The following is a 15,302-nucleotide window of genomic DNA, read 5'->3' as shown; positions in this document are numbered from 1 at the left end:
CATGAGCAGCAACAACAAACCCCTCAACGGCATCAAGATCATCGACTTCACCCATGTCCAGGCCGGGCCCGCGTGTACTCAGATGCTGGCCTGGTTCGGGGCCGACGTCATCAAGGTCGAGCGCCCGGGCTCCGGCGACGTCACGCGCACGCAGCTGCGCGACATTCCGGATGTCGATGCGCTGTACTTCACCATGCTCAACAGCAACAAGCGCTCGCTGACGCTGGACACCAAGCAGCCGGAGGGCAAGGTCGTGCTGGAGAAGCTGATCCGCGAATCCGACGTGCTGGTCGAGAACTTCGGCCCCGGCGCGCTCGACCGCATGGGCTTCACCTGGGAGCGCATCCAGGAGCTCAATCCCAAGATGATCGTCGCCTCGGTCAAGGGCTTCAGCGACGGCCACCACTATGACGACCTGAAGGTGTACGAGAACGTCGCGCAGTGCGCCGGCGGCGCGGCATCGACCACCGGCTTCTGGGACGGCCCGCCGACCGTGAGCGCCGCCGCCCTGGGCGACAGCAACACCGGCATGCACCTGGCGATCGGCATCCTGACCGCCATCATCGGCCGCCAGCAGACCGGCAAGGGCCAGCGCGTGGCCTGCGCGATGCAAGACGCCGTGCTGAACCTCTGCCGCGTGAAGATGCGCGACCAGCTGCGCCTGGACCGGCTCGGCTATCTCGAGGAGTACCCGCAGTACCCGCACGGCACCTTCAGCGACGTCGTGCCGCGGGGCGGCAATGCCGGCGGCGGGGGCCAGCCGGGCTGGGTGCTCAAGTGCAAGGGCTGGGAAACCGACCCCAACGCGTACATCTACTTCACGGTGCAGGGCCACGCCTGGGCTCCGATCTGCGATGCCATCGGCAAGCCCGAGTGGAAGACCGACCCCGACTACATGACGGCCAAGGCACGCCAGCCGCACATCACCGCGATCTTCGCGACCATCGAGGACTGGCTGGCCGACAAGACGAAGTTCGAGGCGGTGGACATCCTGCGCAAGTTCGACATCCCCTGCTCCCCGGTGCTGACCATGAAGGAGCTGCTGCACGACGAATCGCTGCGCAAGAGCGGCTCGATCGTTGAGGTGAAGGGCCACAAGGAGCGCGGCAACTATTTCACCGTCGGCAGCCCGATCAAGTTCTCCGACCTGAAGCCGGAGATCACCCCGTCGCCGCTGCTGGGCGAGCACAGCGAGGAGGTGCTGGCCGAGCTGGGATACTCGAAGGAGCAGATCGCGAATCTGCGCGAAGCCAAGGCAATCTAATAACGCTCTCCCCCAGGTTGGCCCACTTCCTGTGGTCGCCACCCCCTCACCGGGGGCAACACCAGCGGCCCGGCAAAGCCGGTTCCGCGGTGTTCCTGGAATAGGTCCGCTTCACATCCCGGAGATACGCTTGCAATCAAACATCGATCTGAAGCAGCTCGTCGAAGGCGCCGGCGATGCCATCATGGCCTGCGATGCCGAGGGCGCGATCGTGCTCTGGAACCGGGCCGCCGAGCGCATCTTCGGCTTCACCGAGGCCGAGGCGCTGGGCCGCTCGCTCGACCTGATCATCCCGCAGCGCCAGCGCGGGCGGCACTGGGAGGGTTACCAGAAGACCATGGCCACCGGCATCACCAAGTATGGCGCCGACCTGCTGCGCGTGCCCGCGCTGCACAAGGACGGGCATACGCTGTCGATCGCCTTCACCGTGTCGATGCTGTTTTCCGAGGATCGCAAGGTCACGGCTATCGTCGCGATCGTGCGCGATGAAACGGCCCGCTTCGCCGAGGAGCGCAAGCTGCGCGCACGTCTGGCAGAAGTCGAAGCGAAGACCTAGGAGACAAACGATGAGCAAGGCCCTCGAAGGCGTCCGCATCCTGGATTTCACCCATGTGCAGTCCGGCCCCACCTGCACCCAGCTGCTGGCCTGGTTCGGCGCCGACGTGATCAAGGTCGAGCGCGCCGGCGAGGGCGACGCGACGCGTGGCCAGTTGCGCGACATTCCCGGCGTGGACAGCCTCTACTTCACGATGCTGAACCACAACAAGCGCTCGATCACGCTGGACACCAAGAAGCCCAAGGGCAAGCAGGTGCTGGACACGCTGATCAAGACCTGCGACGTGCTGGTCGAGAACTTCGCGCCCGGCGCGCTGGACCGCATGGGCATCACCTGGAGCCATATCCAGGACCTCAACCCGCGCATGATCGTGGCTTCGGTCAAGGGCTTCGGGCCCGGCAAGTACGCCGACTGCAAGGTGTACGAGAACGTGGCCCAATGCGCCGGCGGCGCGGCGTCGACCACCGGTTTCGAGGACGGCCCGCCGGTCGTCACCGGCGCGCAGATCGGCGACAGCGGGACCGGCCTGCACCTGGCGCTCGGCATCATGGCGGCGCTCTACCAGCGCAACACCACGGGGCGTGGCCAGAAGGTGCTGGCGCCGATGCAGGACGCCGTGCTCAACCTCTGCCGCGTGAAGATGCGCGACCAGCAGCGGCTGGAGCGCACCGGCACCCTGCACGAATACCCCCAGTACCCCGACGGCAAGTTCGGCGACGCGGTGCCGCGCGCCGGCAACGCCTCGGGCGGTGGCCAGCCGGGCTCGATCCTGCGCTGCAAGGGCTGGGAGACCGATCCCAACGCCTACATCTACTTCATCACGCAGGCCGCGGTCTGGCCGGCGGTGTGCAAGGTGATCGGCGAGGAGGGCTGGATCACCGACGAGGCCTATGCCACGCCGGCCGCGCGCCTGCTGCACCTGAAGCCGATCTTCGCGCGCATCGAGCAATGGACCATGACCAAGGACAAGTTCGAGGCCATGGAGATCCTCAACCGGTACGACATTCCCTGCGGGCCGATCCTTTCGATGAAGGAGATCGCCGCCGACGAATCGCTGCGCGAGAGCGGCACCATCGTCGAGGTCGAACACCCGACCCGGGGCAAGTACCTGACGGTGGGCAATCCCATCAAGCTGTCGGACAGCCCGACCGAGGTGACGCGCTCGCCGCTGCTGGGCGAGCACACCGAGGAAGTGCTGCGGCAGCTGGGCTACGGCGCGGACGACCTGGCGATGCTGCGCCAGGAAGGCGTGATCTGAGGCGCGGCGCCTGAGCCCGCAAGGCGAGCCGGGCGGCGGTGCCACGCGCCCGATCCATAACTCATAGCAAATGTATTCAATAAAATAGTTTCACTGTTATTTATTGATCGACCCTCCTACATTTTGGTCATGCCGAGCGAATTCAATTGAGCTGACCGCGGCAACCAATTTGAAGGAGAAAGCCATGATCAATGATTTGCCAATTCAATACCGGAACGACGAAATGGAGCGCAATGCCTACAACGCGGCGTTTTACGAATTGGGCTTCCGGTGGCATTGGGACAGCCGCACCTACGAAGAATTGATGGGTGCGAGCCAGGACCCGGCCGGGCGCATCTGCCACTACCTGCAGACCTGCCAGCCGCATCTGCTGAAGGCCTACGACGCGGCCTTCCTCGCCGAGGTCATCCAGCAGAAAAAGGCACAGCACATCCGGCGTTGCGGCGCGGCCCCGTCCAGGTATTTCGACTGGGCGCAGGCGGGCGGCAGCGAGCTCGGCATCTGAAATTCTCCCGCCGCACGAACAGCCGCTCACCGCCATGCATATCCACGAATACCAGGGCAAGGCGCTGTTGCGGAAATTCGGCGTGGCCACGCCGCGCGGATTTCCCTGCCGCTCGGCCGACGAGGCGGCGGAGGCGGCCATGCAGCTGGGCGGCGAGATCTGGGTCCTCAAGGCCCAGATCCACGCCGGCGGCCGCGGCCAGGGTGGCGGCGTGAAAGTGGCCCGGTCGATCGCGGAAGTCCGGCAGCACGCCAGCCACCTCCTGGGCATGCGCTTGCGAACACCTCAGACCGGTCCCGAAGGCCGGATCGTCAAGTGCCTGCTGGTCGAGGAGGGCGTCGACATTGCCCACGAGTTCTACCTGGGCCTGGTGGTGGACCGCGAGGCGCAGCGCGTCGCCTTGATGGCCTCGGCCGAGGGCGGCATGGACATCGAGGACGTGGCGGCCCGGTCGCCGGAACGGATCCACAAGCTCTGCATCGATCCGGGCACAGGCCTGAGGCCGGCCGAGGCCGACACCGTCGCGCGCGGGATCGGCCTGCCGGAAAAGGCGATCCCGCAGGCGCGTGCCCTGATGCAGAACCTCTACCGCGCCTTCGACGAATGCGATGCCTCATTGGCCGAGATCAACCCGCTGGCCCTGGCCGGCGACGGCCGCCTCCTGGCGCTCGCTGCCAAGTTCGACTTCGATGCGAATGCGCTCTTCCGCCATCCGGAGATCGCCGCGTTGCGCGACCTCGACGAGGAGGACCCGTCCGAGGTCGAGGCCGCAAAGCTCGAGCTCTCCTACATCCCGCTGGCCGGCAACATCGGCTGCCTGGTCAACGGCGCCGGCCTGGCGATGGCGACCATGGACGTGATCCGGCTCTACGGCGGCGCGCCCGCCAACTTCCTCGACGTGGGCGGCGGCGCAACGGCCGAGAAAGTGGCCGAGGCCTTCAAGCTGATGCTGCGCAACCCAAGGCTCGCGGCCATCCTGGTCAACATCTTCGGCGGCATCATGAAGTGCGACCTGATCGCGCAAGGCGTGATCGCCGCCGCGCGCGAGGTCGGGCTCAAGGTGCCGATGGTCGTGCGCATGAAGGGCACCCGCGAGAAGGAGGGCCGGGCCCTGCTCGCGCGGTCGGGCCTGCCGATCGTCAGCGCCCACGACATGGCCGATGCGGCCGAGCTGGCGGTCGCTGCCGCAAGGAGCCGGTGACATGTCGATCCTCGTCAACAGGAGCACCCGCGTGATCACGCAGGGCATCACCGGCAAGACCGCGCGCTTCCACACCGAGATGTGCCGCGAGTACGGCAACGGCAGGAAGTGCTTCGTCGCCGGCGTGAATCCCCACAAGGCCGGCGAATCGCTCGACGGCATCCCCGTGTTCGGCACCGTCCGGGAGGCGAAGGAGCGGACCGGCGCGACGGTCTCGGTGATCTACGTGCCGCCGCCCTTCGCGGCCGCCGCGATCGACGAGGCGGTCGATGCCGGGCTCGACCTGGTCGTCTGCATCACCGAGGGCATCCCGGTGCGCGACATGATCCGCACGCGGCATCGCATGCTTGGGCGCAAGACCCTGCTGCTGGGCCCCAACTGCCCGGGCCTGATCACGCCCGACGAGATCAAGATCGGCATCATGCCGGGCCACATCCACCAGCGCGGCCGCATCGGCGTGGTGTCGCGCTCCGGCACGCTGACCTACGAGGCCGCCAGTCAGCTTGCGGCCTTCGGCATCGGCCAGTCGACGGTCGTCGGCATCGGCGGTGACCCGGTCGGCGGGCTCGGGCACATCGATGTTCTGAAACTCTTCAACGACGACCCGCACACCGACGCCGTGGTCATGGTCGGCGAGATCGGCGGCGACGCCGAGGAGCGCTGCGCACGCTGGGTCAAGAAGCACATGCGCAAGCCCGTGGTCGGCTTCATTGCAGGCGCCAGTGCGCCGCCGGGCAAGCGCATGGGCCATGCGGGCGCCATCGTCTCCGGCGGACAGGGCACGGCGCAAGCCAAGCTGGCGGTGATGAAAGACTGCGGCATCCACGTCACGCGCAATCCTGCGGACATCGGGAAGCTGCTCGCCTCGCTGGTCATCCCCGACTACCTTCCCTTCGATTGAGAGAGACATGCAGCAACTGCAACAACGATGGGTCCGCTTCGCACGCGCCGGCAAGACGGGCTTCGGCGCGCTGGACGGCAAGCATGTGCGCGAGCACCGCGGCGACATGTTCGCTGCGCCTGAGCCGACCGGCAGCGTGTTCGCGCTCGACGAGCTCAGGCTGCTCACGCCCACCCAGCCCAGCAAGGTCATCGCGTTGTGGAACAACTTCCATGCGCTCGGCGAGAAGCTCCAGCTGCCGGTCCCCGCCGAGCCGCTGTACCTGTTGAAGGCCCCCAACTCCTTCCTCGCCGCCGGCGAGCCCATCCGCAAGCCGCTGTGCGAGGGCAAGGTGGTGTTCGAGGGCGAGCTCGGCATCGTCATCGGCAAGACCTGCACCGCGGTGCCGGAAGCGCAGGCGCTGGACCACGTGTTCGGCTACACCTGCGCCAACGACGTGACGGTGGCCGACATCCTCCACCGTGACGCCTCCTTTGCCCAATGGGCGCGCGCCAAGGGCTTCGACACCTTCTGCCCGATGGGCCCGGCGGTGGCCACTGGCCTGGACCCCGCGTCGCTCACCGTCACCACGCTGCTCGACGGCGCGGCGCGGCAGCACTACCCCATCAGCGACATGCGCTTTTCCGTTGCGCAGCTGGTCAGCCTGATCTCCCTCGACATGACCTTGCATCCCGGCGACGTGATCCTGTGCGGCACCTCGGTCGGCGTCGGCTCGATGAAGCCGGGCAACCTGGTCGAGGTCGAGATCAACGGCATCGGCAGGTTGAGCAACCGCTTCGGCGACGGCTGAGCTCGCAAGAGATTCAACACTTCAAGGATCGACATGAAGATAGCAGTGATAGGCGCCGGCGCGATCGGCGGCCTGGTCGGGGCGAAGCTCGCGCTGGCCGGCGAGGACGTCACGTTCATCGTGCGGGGCGCCAACCTCGACGCCATCGCGACGAACGGCATCCGGCTCATCTCGGCCGAGGGCGAGGAGCAGGTCGCGCGCAACGTGAAGGCGACCGACCGCTACGAGCAGGCCGGCGCGCAGGACATCGTCATCCTGGCGATGAAGGCCCACCAGGTCGAAGCGGTGGCGAGCGAGGTGCCGAAGCTGTTCGGCCCACAGACCGTCGTGGTGACCATGCAGAACGGCATCCCCTACTGGTACTTCCAGAAGCACGGAGGGCCGTTCGAAGGCACGGCGGTGAAGAGCGTCGACCCGCGCGGCATGGTCGCCTCCAGCATCCCGGCGCAGCGGGTCATCGGCTGCGTGGTCTACCCCGCCTCGGAGCTCATCGCGCCGGGCGTGGTGAAGCACATCGAGGGCGACCGCTTTCCCGTCGGCGAGCTGGACGGCACATCGAGCGAACGCGTGAACCGGGTCTCCGCCTGCTTCGGCGAAGCGGGCTTCAAGGCGCCCGTGCTCGACAACATCCGCGCCGAGATCTGGCTCAAGCTGTGGGGCAACCTGACCTTCAACCCGATCAGCAGCCTCGCGCATTCCACGCTGGTCGACATCTGCCAGTACCCGCCCTCGCGCGAGCTGGCCGCAGCGATGATGCGCGAGGCCCAGGCCGTCGCTCACAAGCTGGGCATCGAGTTCCGCGTATCGCTCGAAAAGCGCATCGCCGGCGCCGAGAAGGTGGGCAAGCACAAGACCTCGATGCTGCAGGACGTGGAGGCCGGGCGCGCGCCGGAGATCGATGCGTTGGTGGGCGCGGTGGTCGAGCTGGCGCGGCTCACCGATACCTCCACGCCGCACATCGACACGGTGTACTCGCTGGTCAAGCTGCTCGCGCGGACCATGGAAGACCAGCGCGGGCGGGTTCGTCTCCACGAGATGGCCTGAGCCCGGCGCGCCCTCGCAGGGCGCGCTTACATTCCCTTGGATGAAGAACGCGACCCTGCGCCAGTTGAAGGTCTTCGAGGCGGTCGCGCGGCTGCTGAGCTTCTCGCGCGCGGCGGAGGAGCTCCATCTCACGCAGCCGGCCGTCTCCACCCAGATCCGCAAGCTCGAGGAGCATGCCGGCAACGTGCTGTTCGAGCAATTCGGCAAGAAGATCTACCTGACGCCGGCCGGCACCGAGCTGCTCGCGATCAGCCGCGCCATCATCCAGCAGTTCGAGGCGGCCGAGCATGCGATGACGCAGTTCCGCGGCGTCTCGGGCGGCCGGCTCAACGTGGGCGTGATCAGCGCCGGCGACTACTTCTTCCCGCGCCTGCTGGTGGAGTTTGCCGGCCGCCATCGCGGCGTGACGCTGAACTTCACGGTCCACAACCGCGAGGACCTGCTGACCCGCATCGCCGAGAACCTCACCGACCTGGCGATCATGGTGCGCCCGCCCACCGGCATGGACACCGTCCACCAGCCCTTCGCGCCGCATCCGTACGTGATCGTCGCGGCGCCGGGCCATCCGCTGGTCGGCGCGAAAAGCATCCCGTTGGCCAGGCTGATGCGCGAGCCCTTCGTCGTGCGCGAGAAGGGTTCCGACACCTGGCACTCGATGGAGGACGGATTCGGCGGCGACCTGCGCGGCCTCAACATCGCGATGGAGATCCGCAGCACCGAGACCATCAAGCAGGCGGTAATCGCCGGCATGGGCGTCAGCTTCCTGTCGGCGCACACCATCAGCCAGGAGCTGAAGGCCGGAAGCCTGCGCGTGCTCGACGTTCAGGGCTTTCCGCTGATGCTGAACTGGTACGTGGTGCACCTGCGCACCAAGCGCCTGCCGCCTGTGGCGCAGGCTTTCAAGGACTTCCTGGTGAGCGACGGCGCGCCGTTGATCGCGCAGATCGTGCCGCTCGACGCGCCGAACTAGCGCGCTTCGCTGCGAAGGCCGATGCGCGACGCGCGTGAGCGCAACCAGGCGGCCCGTGCCGCGTTGCCGGATTCGACGCGATTCGCCGCGATGTGCAGGGCGCGCATCTGCTCGACTTCTTCGATGAGTCTGTTCGGGCTCAGCAGGGCCTTGATGAACTCGCGGACTTCGGCGACCAGCGCCGCGAACGCGCGGGTCCGGCCATCCACGGCGCCTCTCGCGCCGAAACGTCGTTGAAGAATGGACATGGGTTTCCTTTGAAGACGGGGAGATGCATCGATGTTCGGCTCGCCTTTCCAATAAGTACAACGAGATTTATTGCCAGTTGAATGCAAAAATAATGCTTCCAACAACGAGGCGCTGCCCGTGGACATCAACCTGGCCCGGACTTTCCTGGAAATCGTGGAGACGCGCAGCTTCCAGCGCGCCGCAGAGCGCCTGCACGTCACGCAGACCTCGGTCAGCGCGCGCGTGCGCACGCTGGAGCAACAGCTCGGCCGCAAGCTCTTCGTGCGCAACAAGGCGGGCGCCGTGCTCACCCCTGCCGGCGAGCAGTTCCTGCCGCACGCGACCACGCTGGTGCAGGTCTGGGCGCGCGCGCGCCACCAGGTGGCGGTGCCGACAGGCAGCCGAGCCGTCATCGCGATGGGCTGCGAGATCAGCCTGTGGGACCCGCTGCTGCTGCGATGGCTGCTGTGGATGCGCGCCGCCGATCCGGCGCTGGCGCTTCGCACCGAGGTCGGCGAGCCGCCCGATCTGCTCGACAAGGTCGCCGCGGGCGTGCTCGACATCGCGGTCGCCTACGCGCCGCAGCAGCGGCCGGGGCTGCGCGTGGAGCTGCTGATCGAGGAGAAGCTCGTCATGGTCACCACTGCCAAGCGGCCCCGCGTGCCGGAGCCGGCCGACTATGTGTATGTCGACTGGGGACCGGAGTTCGCGGCGCAGCACGGCCTCGCCTTTCCCGAACTGTCCAGCGCCGCGGTGATGGCCGGGCTGGGACCGCTTGGCCGCGAGTACCTGCTGGCGGCCGGCGGCACCGGCTACTTCCGGCTCGACGTGGTGCGCGGGCATCTCGAATCCGGCCAGCTCAAGCGCGTGCCCCGCACGCCGGAGTTCCTGTATCCGGCCTATGCGGTCTATGCGGTGGGCGCCGATGCGCGCATCGTCGAGCCCGCGCTCGAAGGTCTGCGGCGGGTCGCGAGCGCGAGCCCTGGTCGATGAGGGCGTCGTTTCACCCCAGGCCGCAGGTTGCCTGCTCGACCGAGAAAGCCTGCGGCTCTAGCGCGTGGCCGGAACGGCCAGGCTTTGCCGTTGCGACTGCAACAGCGATTCGTAGTACAGGCATAGCGGCATGGCGATGAACACCATGCCCGCGACATAGATCACCAGGCTCGTGACGGGGAAGTCCGCCCCGCCCCAATAGGGGATGGCAGCGAGCGCTGCGCCGAAGGCGACGAGGGCGATCACCCCCGTCAGTGCATAGCGCATGCAGATGGTCCAGTGCTCGCGCGCGTCGGCACGCGCAAAGCCGTCGCCCAGGTCGCCCTTGTCTCCAACTTTGTCCATGGTTTTCCTTGGTTGAGGCGCTGCCGATTCTTATCATGCGGGTCGGCCGAGAACAAGAGCAGTTGCTAGCATGCGGCTCTGGAGACAAAGTCCCAGCCTTCCTCGACCACTTTCTTTGGAATCCCATGAAAAAAGCAGGACTCGTCGGCCTGGGCGCCATGGGCGCGGGCATCGCGGCAACGCTGCGCGGCAAGGGCTACGAGATGCATGTGTGCGATGCGCGTCCCGGCGCCGCCATCGCTTTTGCAGAGCAGGGCGGCGTCGCCTGGGCCACGCCGGCGCAGGTGGCGGCCGAATGCGAGCTGCTCGTGTCGGTCGTGGTCAATGCCGAGCAGACCGAGGCCGTGCTGTTCGGCGAACAGGGCGCGGCTGCCGCGATGAAGCCCGGCAGCGTGTTCGTGATGTGCTCCACCGTGGACCCGAACTGGTCTATGGCGCTCGAGGAGCGCCTCGGCACCGCCGGCATCCACTACGTCGACGCGCCGATCTCGGGCGGGGCCGCCAAGGCCGCGAGCGGCCAGATGACGGTGATGAGCTCGGCGAAGCCGCAGGCCTATGCCAGGGCCGATGCGCTGCTCGACGCCATGGCCGGCAAGGTGTACCGCCTGGGGGACCGTGCCGGCGCCGGCAGCAAGGTGAAGATCATCAACCAGTTGCTGGCCGGCGTGCACATCGCCGCCGCTGCCGAGGCCATGGCGCTGGGCCTGCGGGAGGGGGTGGCGGCCGAGGCGCTGTACGAAGTCATCACGCACAGCGCGGGCAACAGCTGGATGTTCGAGAACCGCATGGCCCATGTCCTGGCCGGCGACTACACGCCGTTGTCGGCGGTGGACATCTTCGTCAAGGACCTCGGCCTGGTGCTCGACACGGCGCGGGCCAGCAAGTTTCCGCTGCCGCTGGCCTCCACCGCGCACCAGATGTTCATGCAGGCCTCTGCGGCGGGATTCTCCCGGGAGGATGACAGCGCCGTGATCAAGATCTTCCCGGGCATCGAGCTGCCCTCGCCATCCAACGCCGACAAGAACAAGCCATGACCTTGCTGCTGGGCTGCATCGCCGACGACTTCACCGGTGCCACTGATCTCGCCAACAACCTGGTGCGCGCCGGCATGCGCGTGGTTCAGGCCATCGGCGTGCCGAGCGCGCCGCTCGCCGCCGATGTGGATGCGGTGGTGGTGGCGCTCAAGTCGCGCACCATCGCACCGGCCGAGGCGGTGGGGCAGTCGCTCGCCGCGCTGCGCTGGCTGCAGGCGCAGGGCGCGCGGCAGATCTATTTCAAGTACTGCTCCACATTCGACAGCACGCCGCAGGGCAACATCGGTCCGGTGACCGAAGCCCTGATGGAGGCGCTGGGCACGGACTTCACCATCGCCACCCCGGCCTTCCCAGACAACAAGCGCACCGTGTTCAAGGGCTACCTGTTCGCTGGCGACGTGCTGCTCAATGAAAGCGGGATGCAGAACCATCCGCTCACGCCGATGACCGACCCCAACCTCGTGCGGGTGCTGCAGGCGCAGACGCGCCGCAAGGTGGGGCTGATCGACCACACCGTGGTCGCCCACGGGCCGGAGGCGATCCGCGAGCGCATCGGGGTGCTGCGCGCCGAGGGCGTGGGCATCGCCATCGTCGACGCGGTCTCGAACGAGGACCTGCTGCGGCTCGGCCCGGCCCTGGCGGACATGCCGCTCGTGACGGCGGGTTCGGGCGTTGCCATCGGGCTGCCAGCCAACTTCGGCATTGCGCCTTCCGCGGGCGCCGGCGCGCTTCCGGCAGCGGGCGGCTTGCGGGCGGTGGTTTCCGGCAGCTGCTCGCTGGCCACGAACCGGCAGGTGCGTCGCTTCATCGAATCAGGCCGGCCGGCGCTGGCGATCGATCCGCTGCGCATCGCGCAGGGCGTGGACGTCGCGGCCGAGGCACTGGCCTGGGCCGCGCCCCTGATCGAGGACGGCCCGGTGCTGGTCTATTCGACGGCGGAGCCCGGGGCCGTGCAATCGGTCCAGGGCCGGCTCGGGGTCGAGGAGGCCGGCGCGATGGTGGAGCGCACCATCGCCGCCATCGCCCGCGGCCTCGTCGCGCAGGGCGTGCGGCAGCTGGTGGTGGCGGGCGGCGAGACCTCCGGCGCCTGCGTGCAGGCGCTGGGCGTCGAGCAATTGCAGATCGGTGCGCAGATCGATCCCGGCGTCCCCTGGTGCCATGCGCAGGCCGAGGGCGGCGTCGGCCTGCACATCGCGCTCAAGTCCGGCAACTTCGGCACCGACGACTTCTTCACGAAAGCATTTACATTGCTCGGATGAGTGAAAGCCAGGCACGCGAAGAGATCTGCCGCATCGGCCGCAGCCTGTTCGAGCGCGGCTACGTGCATGCCACCGCCGGCAACATCAGCGTGCGGCTGGACGACGGCTACCTCATCACCCCGACCGATGCCTGCCTGGGTTTGCTCGACCCGGCGAAGCTTGCCCGGCTGGACGCCGGCCTGAACCAGACCGGCGGCGACCGCGCCAGCAAGACCATCGCCCTGCACGCCCGCATCCACGCGGCCGCCACGCGCTTCGATCCCGGCACGCGCTGCGTGATCCACACCCACAGCACGCACTGCGTGGCGCTCACGCTGGACGCGCCCGGCGAGGAGCTGCTGCCGGCGCTCACGCCCTATTTCGTGATGAAGGTCGGCCGCGTGCCGGTGGTCCCCTACCACCGTCCCGGCGCGCCCGAAGCGGTCGAGCAGGTAGCGCAGGCCATCTGGCGCTACGGGGAGCGCGGCACCCCGATCCGCGCGGTGATGCTGGAGCGCCTGGGCCCCAATGTCTGGCACGACACGCCCGCCGCCGCCATGGCCGTGCTGGAGGAACTCGAAGAGACCGCCCGCCTCTGGCTGCTGAACAAGCAGGCGGCGCAGCCGCTGGCGCCGCCACGGATCGACGAACTGCGCCGCCACTTCGGCGCGCGCTGGTAAGAGAACGAAGGACACATCCCCATGCCACGGTTCGCCGCCAACCTCTCGATGCTCTATCCCGAGCTCGATTTCCTCGACCGCTTCGAGGCCGCCGCGAAAGACGGCTTCCGGGCCGTCGAATACCTCTTTCCCTATCCCTACGAGCGGCGCGAACTGGCGGCCCGGCTCTCGGCCAATGGCCTGCAGCAGGTGCTCTTCAACGGCCCGCCCGGCGACTGGGAGGGAGGCGAGCGCGGCCTGGCCTGTCTCCCGGGGCGCGAGGCCGAGTTCCGCGAAGGCCTGCTGAAGGCGCTGGACTATGCCGAGGCCCTGAGCTGCCCCCGCGTGCACGTGATGGCCGGACTGGTGCCGGCGGGCGTGGAGCGCGAGGTGGTGCAGCCCACCTACATCGACAACCTGCGCTGGGCCGCGGCCGAGGCGGGCAAGGCCGGGCGCGATCTGCTGATCGAACCGATCAACACGCGCGACATCCCGCGCTTCTTCCTCAACCGCCAGGACCATGCGCACGAGATCGCCGAAGCGGTGGGCGCGCCCAACCTCAAGGTGCAGATGGACCTGTATCACTGCCAGATCGTCGAGGGCGACGTGGCGATGAAGATCCGCAAGTACCTGCCCACCGGCCGCGTCGGCCATTTCCAGATCGCGGGCGTGCCCGAACGCCACGAGCCGGACCTCGGCGAGCTGAACCATCCCTATCTGTTCCGGGTGATCGACGAGGTGGCGGCGCAATGCGGCTGGGAGGGTTGGGTCGGCTGCGAATACCGGCCTGCGCGCGGCGCCGTGGCCGGTGGCACTTCCGACGGGCTGGGCTGGCTGCGCACCCTGCCTTTGGAGCAAAGCGAATGAGCATGGGCAAGCCGATGGCCAACTACGCCGCCGCCAAGCGCGTGGGCGACTTCGTCTTCATGAGCGGCGTGGTCGCGGTCGATCCGTCGACCCGGCGCGCCGTGATGGGCTACGACGACGTCCCGGACGAGGCACGGGAGGCACTGCACGGCCTGGGCTATGCCACAGGCCAGATGTCGGTCGACGTGTTCGAGGCGCCCGTCGTGGCCCAGAGCTGGTTCGTGCTGGAGCGCATCCGCCAGATCGCGGCCGACCATGGCGGGACCATGGACGACGTGGTCAAGCTGGTCCAGTACTTTCGCCGCCTGCCCGACTACGCGCTCTACAACCGCGTGCGCGGCCTGTTCTACGCCGGCGAGCCGCCGGTCAGCACGGTGGTGGAGGTGTCGCGCTTCCTGCCGTCGGACGAGGTGCTGGTGGAGGTGGAAGCGACCATGTACCTGCCGCGGCACTGAGCCGCCGCACTGGGCCACGGCGGCGCGCCGAGGGTGCGCGTCGCACGCCCGCGCCGCTCCTCATGTCGAAAAGTAGCGCGCAAATCTCGCAGATCGTGGCATTTCGCACAACCGGTGCCCGCCTTTTTGCGTAATCCCCTGAGACCCCGAGCGCCGCGGATCGTTATCCAGATGAGCCCGGCACGATTGATGCAAGCCAATCGGCGAGCGGGGTTCCGCGCCAGCTTTTTTGATCCAGGCATCAAGTTTTTGCCGCCCGCAGGAGACGATCATGTCGCACAGCTCTTCTTCGATGCAGACTGCAGCCGCGTTCGAGATCCGGTTTCAGTCGCTGTTCAACCAAGGCCGCGCGCTGGCCTTCCCGTGCGACAGCACGGGCATGGTCAACCTCGACGCCATGAGCGAGAAGGCGCGCAACAACTACCTCTTCGCCCGCGGGATGATCGGTCGCGAATACGCGACTCCCTTCGTCCAGCCTCGCGAGCCCCACTGAGCCGCGAATGACCAAATCGTCAGGTCGCTGACGCGATTTGACGATTTCGAGGACATGCGGGCGTGCCGCCTGTGCAGAGCGAGCTTCTGCCCCGCCCAGGTGAACTGACGACGACGGCCGCATCCGGTCTTGTCCGACAAGGCGATGCAGGCGCACGGTCAACAACGAGAACTTCCGCTTTCGAAGGCTTTCGGGCTGCCCAGATCGACGACACAGACGCCCCGGAGCTTTGCTGACGCAAGGAGTCCGACATGAGTATTCCCATGCCCGTGCAGGCGACTGCCGCGTGTGCCGCCATCAACGCGACCCGGCTGCGAGAAGCAGCGCAGGTGCAGATCGTTGGTTCTTTCGGCGCGCATCTGGGAGGAGGCCCGGAGCCCTCCGACGACCAGCTGATTCTTTTCGCACGGCTCGTGGGGTCCGAGATGCGGCTCCAGCGCCGCCTGGTGGCGATCTCGTCGGAACACGACGGCCGGGTCGCCGTTGGCTGGGAGCAATGAA

At 67.6% G+C, this 15,302-nt stretch carries 19 protein-coding genes; 17 read left to right on the top strand and 2 right to left on the bottom strand.

Annotated elements, in window-relative coordinates:
• Window position 1 precedes the first annotated feature (1 nt).
• From frc (E5P3_RS29125) to E5P3_RS29085, 9 genes are all read left to right on the top strand, one after another.
• Window positions 2-1,264: a formyl-CoA transferase gene (frc, locus tag E5P3_RS29125; RefSeq protein WP_162589138.1), complete on the top strand. Its 1,263-nt coding sequence runs from the start codon at window positions 2-4 to the stop codon at window positions 1,262-1,264.
• Between the two features lie 130 nt (window positions 1,265-1,394).
• A complete protein-coding gene (locus E5P3_RS29120) occupies window positions 1,395-1,820 on the top strand; it encodes a PAS domain-containing protein (protein WP_162589137.1) in 426 nt (141 codons plus the stop codon).
• A gap of 10 nt (window positions 1,821-1,830) precedes the next feature.
• Entirely contained in the window at window positions 1,831-3,078 is a 1,248-nt protein-coding gene (gene frc, locus E5P3_RS29115; protein ID WP_162589136.1) for a formyl-CoA transferase, read from the top strand.
• A gap of 184 nt (window positions 3,079-3,262) precedes the next feature.
• Window positions 3,263-3,583, top strand: coding sequence for a hypothetical protein (locus E5P3_RS29110; RefSeq protein ID WP_162589135.1), 321 nt, complete (start codon window positions 3,263-3,265; stop codon window positions 3,581-3,583).
• Between the two features lie 34 nt (window positions 3,584-3,617).
• Entirely contained in the window at window positions 3,618-4,784 is a 1,167-nt protein-coding gene (gene sucC, locus E5P3_RS29105; protein ID WP_162589134.1) for an ADP-forming succinate--CoA ligase subunit beta, read from the top strand.
• 1 nt (window position 4,785) lies between these two features.
• A complete protein-coding gene (gene sucD, locus E5P3_RS29100; protein WP_162589133.1) occupies window positions 4,786-5,685 on the top strand; it encodes a succinate--CoA ligase subunit alpha in 900 nt (299 codons plus the stop codon).
• Window positions 5,686-5,692: 7 nt separating this feature from the next.
• Complete coding sequence (locus tag E5P3_RS29095; RefSeq protein ID WP_162589132.1) at window positions 5,693-6,475, top strand: fumarylacetoacetate hydrolase family protein; 783 nt, start codon at window positions 5,693-5,695, stop codon at window positions 6,473-6,475.
• Between the two features lie 33 nt (window positions 6,476-6,508).
• Window positions 6,509-7,519: a 2-dehydropantoate 2-reductase gene (locus E5P3_RS29090; protein WP_162589131.1), complete on the top strand. Its 1,011-nt coding sequence runs from the start codon at window positions 6,509-6,511 to the stop codon at window positions 7,517-7,519.
• Between the two features lie 40 nt (window positions 7,520-7,559).
• On the top strand, window positions 7,560-8,489 hold the full coding sequence (locus tag E5P3_RS29085) for a LysR family transcriptional regulator (protein ID WP_162589130.1): 930 nt from the start codon (window positions 7,560-7,562) through the stop codon (window positions 8,487-8,489).
• Here E5P3_RS29085 and E5P3_RS29080 read toward each other — a convergent pair.
• The gene (locus tag E5P3_RS29080) at window positions 8,486-8,863 is read right to left on the bottom strand and encodes a hypothetical protein (protein WP_232073361.1); all 378 of its coding nucleotides are present in this window, start codon (window positions 8,861-8,863) and stop codon (window positions 8,486-8,488) included. The genes E5P3_RS29085 and E5P3_RS29080 overlap by 4 nt on opposite strands.
• On the opposite strand from E5P3_RS29080, the gene E5P3_RS29075 reads away from it, so the two are divergent.
• Window positions 8,856-9,710: a LysR family transcriptional regulator gene (locus tag E5P3_RS29075; protein ID WP_162589129.1), complete on the top strand. Its 855-nt coding sequence runs from the start codon at window positions 8,856-8,858 to the stop codon at window positions 9,708-9,710. The two genes, E5P3_RS29080 and E5P3_RS29075, sit on opposite strands and share 8 nt — an antisense overlap.
• Window positions 9,711-9,767: 57 nt before the next feature.
• Here the strand turns inward: E5P3_RS29075 and E5P3_RS29070 are convergent, their stop codons facing one another.
• A complete protein-coding gene (locus E5P3_RS29070) occupies window positions 9,768-10,055 on the bottom strand; it encodes a hypothetical protein (protein ID WP_232073360.1) in 288 nt (95 codons plus the stop codon).
• Between the two features lie 125 nt (window positions 10,056-10,180).
• Here E5P3_RS29070 and ltnD point away from each other — a divergent pair, with 125 nt between their 5' ends.
• From ltnD to E5P3_RS29035, 7 genes are all read left to right on the top strand, one after another.
• Window positions 10,181-11,089, top strand: coding sequence for an L-threonate dehydrogenase (gene ltnD, locus E5P3_RS29065; RefSeq protein ID WP_162589128.1), 909 nt, complete (start codon window positions 10,181-10,183; stop codon window positions 11,087-11,089).
• Window positions 11,086-12,348, top strand: a complete 1,263-nt coding sequence (gene otnK / locus E5P3_RS29060; RefSeq protein WP_162589127.1) for a 3-oxo-tetronate kinase — start codon at window positions 11,086-11,088, stop codon at window positions 12,346-12,348. The genes ltnD and otnK overlap by 4 nt, the downstream gene beginning before the upstream one ends.
• On the top strand, window positions 12,345-13,007 hold the full coding sequence (locus tag E5P3_RS29055) for a class II aldolase/adducin family protein (RefSeq protein WP_162589126.1): 663 nt from the start codon (window positions 12,345-12,347) through the stop codon (window positions 13,005-13,007). Before otnK ends, E5P3_RS29055 begins: the two co-directional genes overlap by 4 nt.
• Before the next feature lie 21 nt (window positions 13,008-13,028).
• A complete protein-coding gene (otnI, locus tag E5P3_RS29050; RefSeq protein ID WP_162589125.1) occupies window positions 13,029-13,853 on the top strand; it encodes a 2-oxo-tetronate isomerase in 825 nt (274 codons plus the stop codon).
• Complete coding sequence (locus E5P3_RS29045; protein WP_162589124.1) at window positions 13,850-14,308, top strand: RidA family protein; 459 nt, start codon at window positions 13,850-13,852, stop codon at window positions 14,306-14,308. Before otnI ends, E5P3_RS29045 begins: the two co-directional genes overlap by 4 nt.
• Before the next feature lie 271 nt (window positions 14,309-14,579).
• Window positions 14,580-14,801, top strand: a complete 222-nt coding sequence (locus tag E5P3_RS29040) for a hypothetical protein (RefSeq protein ID WP_162589123.1) — start codon at window positions 14,580-14,582, stop codon at window positions 14,799-14,801.
• A gap of 251 nt (window positions 14,802-15,052) precedes the next feature.
• The gene (locus E5P3_RS29035) at window positions 15,053-15,301 is read left to right on the top strand and encodes a hypothetical protein (RefSeq protein WP_162589122.1); all 249 of its coding nucleotides are present in this window, start codon (window positions 15,053-15,055) and stop codon (window positions 15,299-15,301) included.
• The last annotated feature ends 1 nt before the right edge of the window (window position 15,302 follow it).

This window comes from Variovorax sp. RA8 (assembly GCF_901827175.1).
GTDB lineage: Bacteria > Pseudomonadota > Gammaproteobacteria > Burkholderiales > Burkholderiaceae_C > Variovorax.
The sequence above is the reverse complement of the archived record's forward strand: the minus strand, read 5'-3'. Positions and strand labels throughout refer to the sequence as shown.

Bases quoted from the DNA above. Each gene is read 5' to 3' on its own strand.
- ltnD (WP_162589128.1), top strand. From the start codon at position 10,181: ATGAAAAAAGCAGGACTCGTCGGCCTGGGCGCCATGGGCGCGGGCATC.
- sucD (WP_162589133.1), top strand. From the start codon at position 4,786: ATGTCGATCCTCGTCAACAGGAGCACCCGCGTGATCACGCAGGGCATC.
- frc (WP_162589138.1), top strand. From the start codon at position 2: ATGAGCAGCAACAACAAACCCCTCAACGGCATCAAGATCATCGACTTC.
- E5P3_RS29070 (WP_232073360.1), bottom strand. From the start codon at position 10,055: ATGGACAAAGTTGGAGACAAGGGCGACCTGGGCGACGGCTTTGCGCGT.
- E5P3_RS29090 (WP_162589131.1), top strand. From the start codon at position 6,509: ATGAAGATAGCAGTGATAGGCGCCGGCGCGATCGGCGGCCTGGTCGGG.
- E5P3_RS29055 (WP_162589126.1), top strand. From the start codon at position 12,345: ATGAGTGAAAGCCAGGCACGCGAAGAGATCTGCCGCATCGGCCGCAGC.
- E5P3_RS29080 (WP_232073361.1), bottom strand. From the start codon at position 8,863: ATGTCCACGGGCAGCGCCTCGTTGTTGGAAGCATTATTTTTGCATTCA.
- sucC (WP_162589134.1), top strand. From the start codon at position 3,618: ATGCATATCCACGAATACCAGGGCAAGGCGCTGTTGCGGAAATTCGGC.
- E5P3_RS29045 (WP_162589124.1), top strand. From the start codon at position 13,850: ATGAGCATGGGCAAGCCGATGGCCAACTACGCCGCCGCCAAGCGCGTG.
- E5P3_RS29035 (WP_162589122.1), top strand. From the start codon at position 15,053: ATGAGTATTCCCATGCCCGTGCAGGCGACTGCCGCGTGTGCCGCCATC.
- E5P3_RS29110 (WP_162589135.1), top strand. From the start codon at position 3,263: ATGATCAATGATTTGCCAATTCAATACCGGAACGACGAAATGGAGCGC.
- otnI (WP_162589125.1), top strand. From the start codon at position 13,029: ATGCCACGGTTCGCCGCCAACCTCTCGATGCTCTATCCCGAGCTCGAT.
- E5P3_RS29095 (WP_162589132.1), top strand. From the start codon at position 5,693: ATGCAGCAACTGCAACAACGATGGGTCCGCTTCGCACGCGCCGGCAAG.
- E5P3_RS29085 (WP_162589130.1), top strand. From the start codon at position 7,560: ATGAAGAACGCGACCCTGCGCCAGTTGAAGGTCTTCGAGGCGGTCGCG.
- E5P3_RS29040 (WP_162589123.1), top strand. From the start codon at position 14,580: ATGTCGCACAGCTCTTCTTCGATGCAGACTGCAGCCGCGTTCGAGATC.
- frc (WP_162589136.1), top strand. From the start codon at position 1,831: ATGAGCAAGGCCCTCGAAGGCGTCCGCATCCTGGATTTCACCCATGTG.
- otnK (WP_162589127.1), top strand. From the start codon at position 11,086: ATGACCTTGCTGCTGGGCTGCATCGCCGACGACTTCACCGGTGCCACT.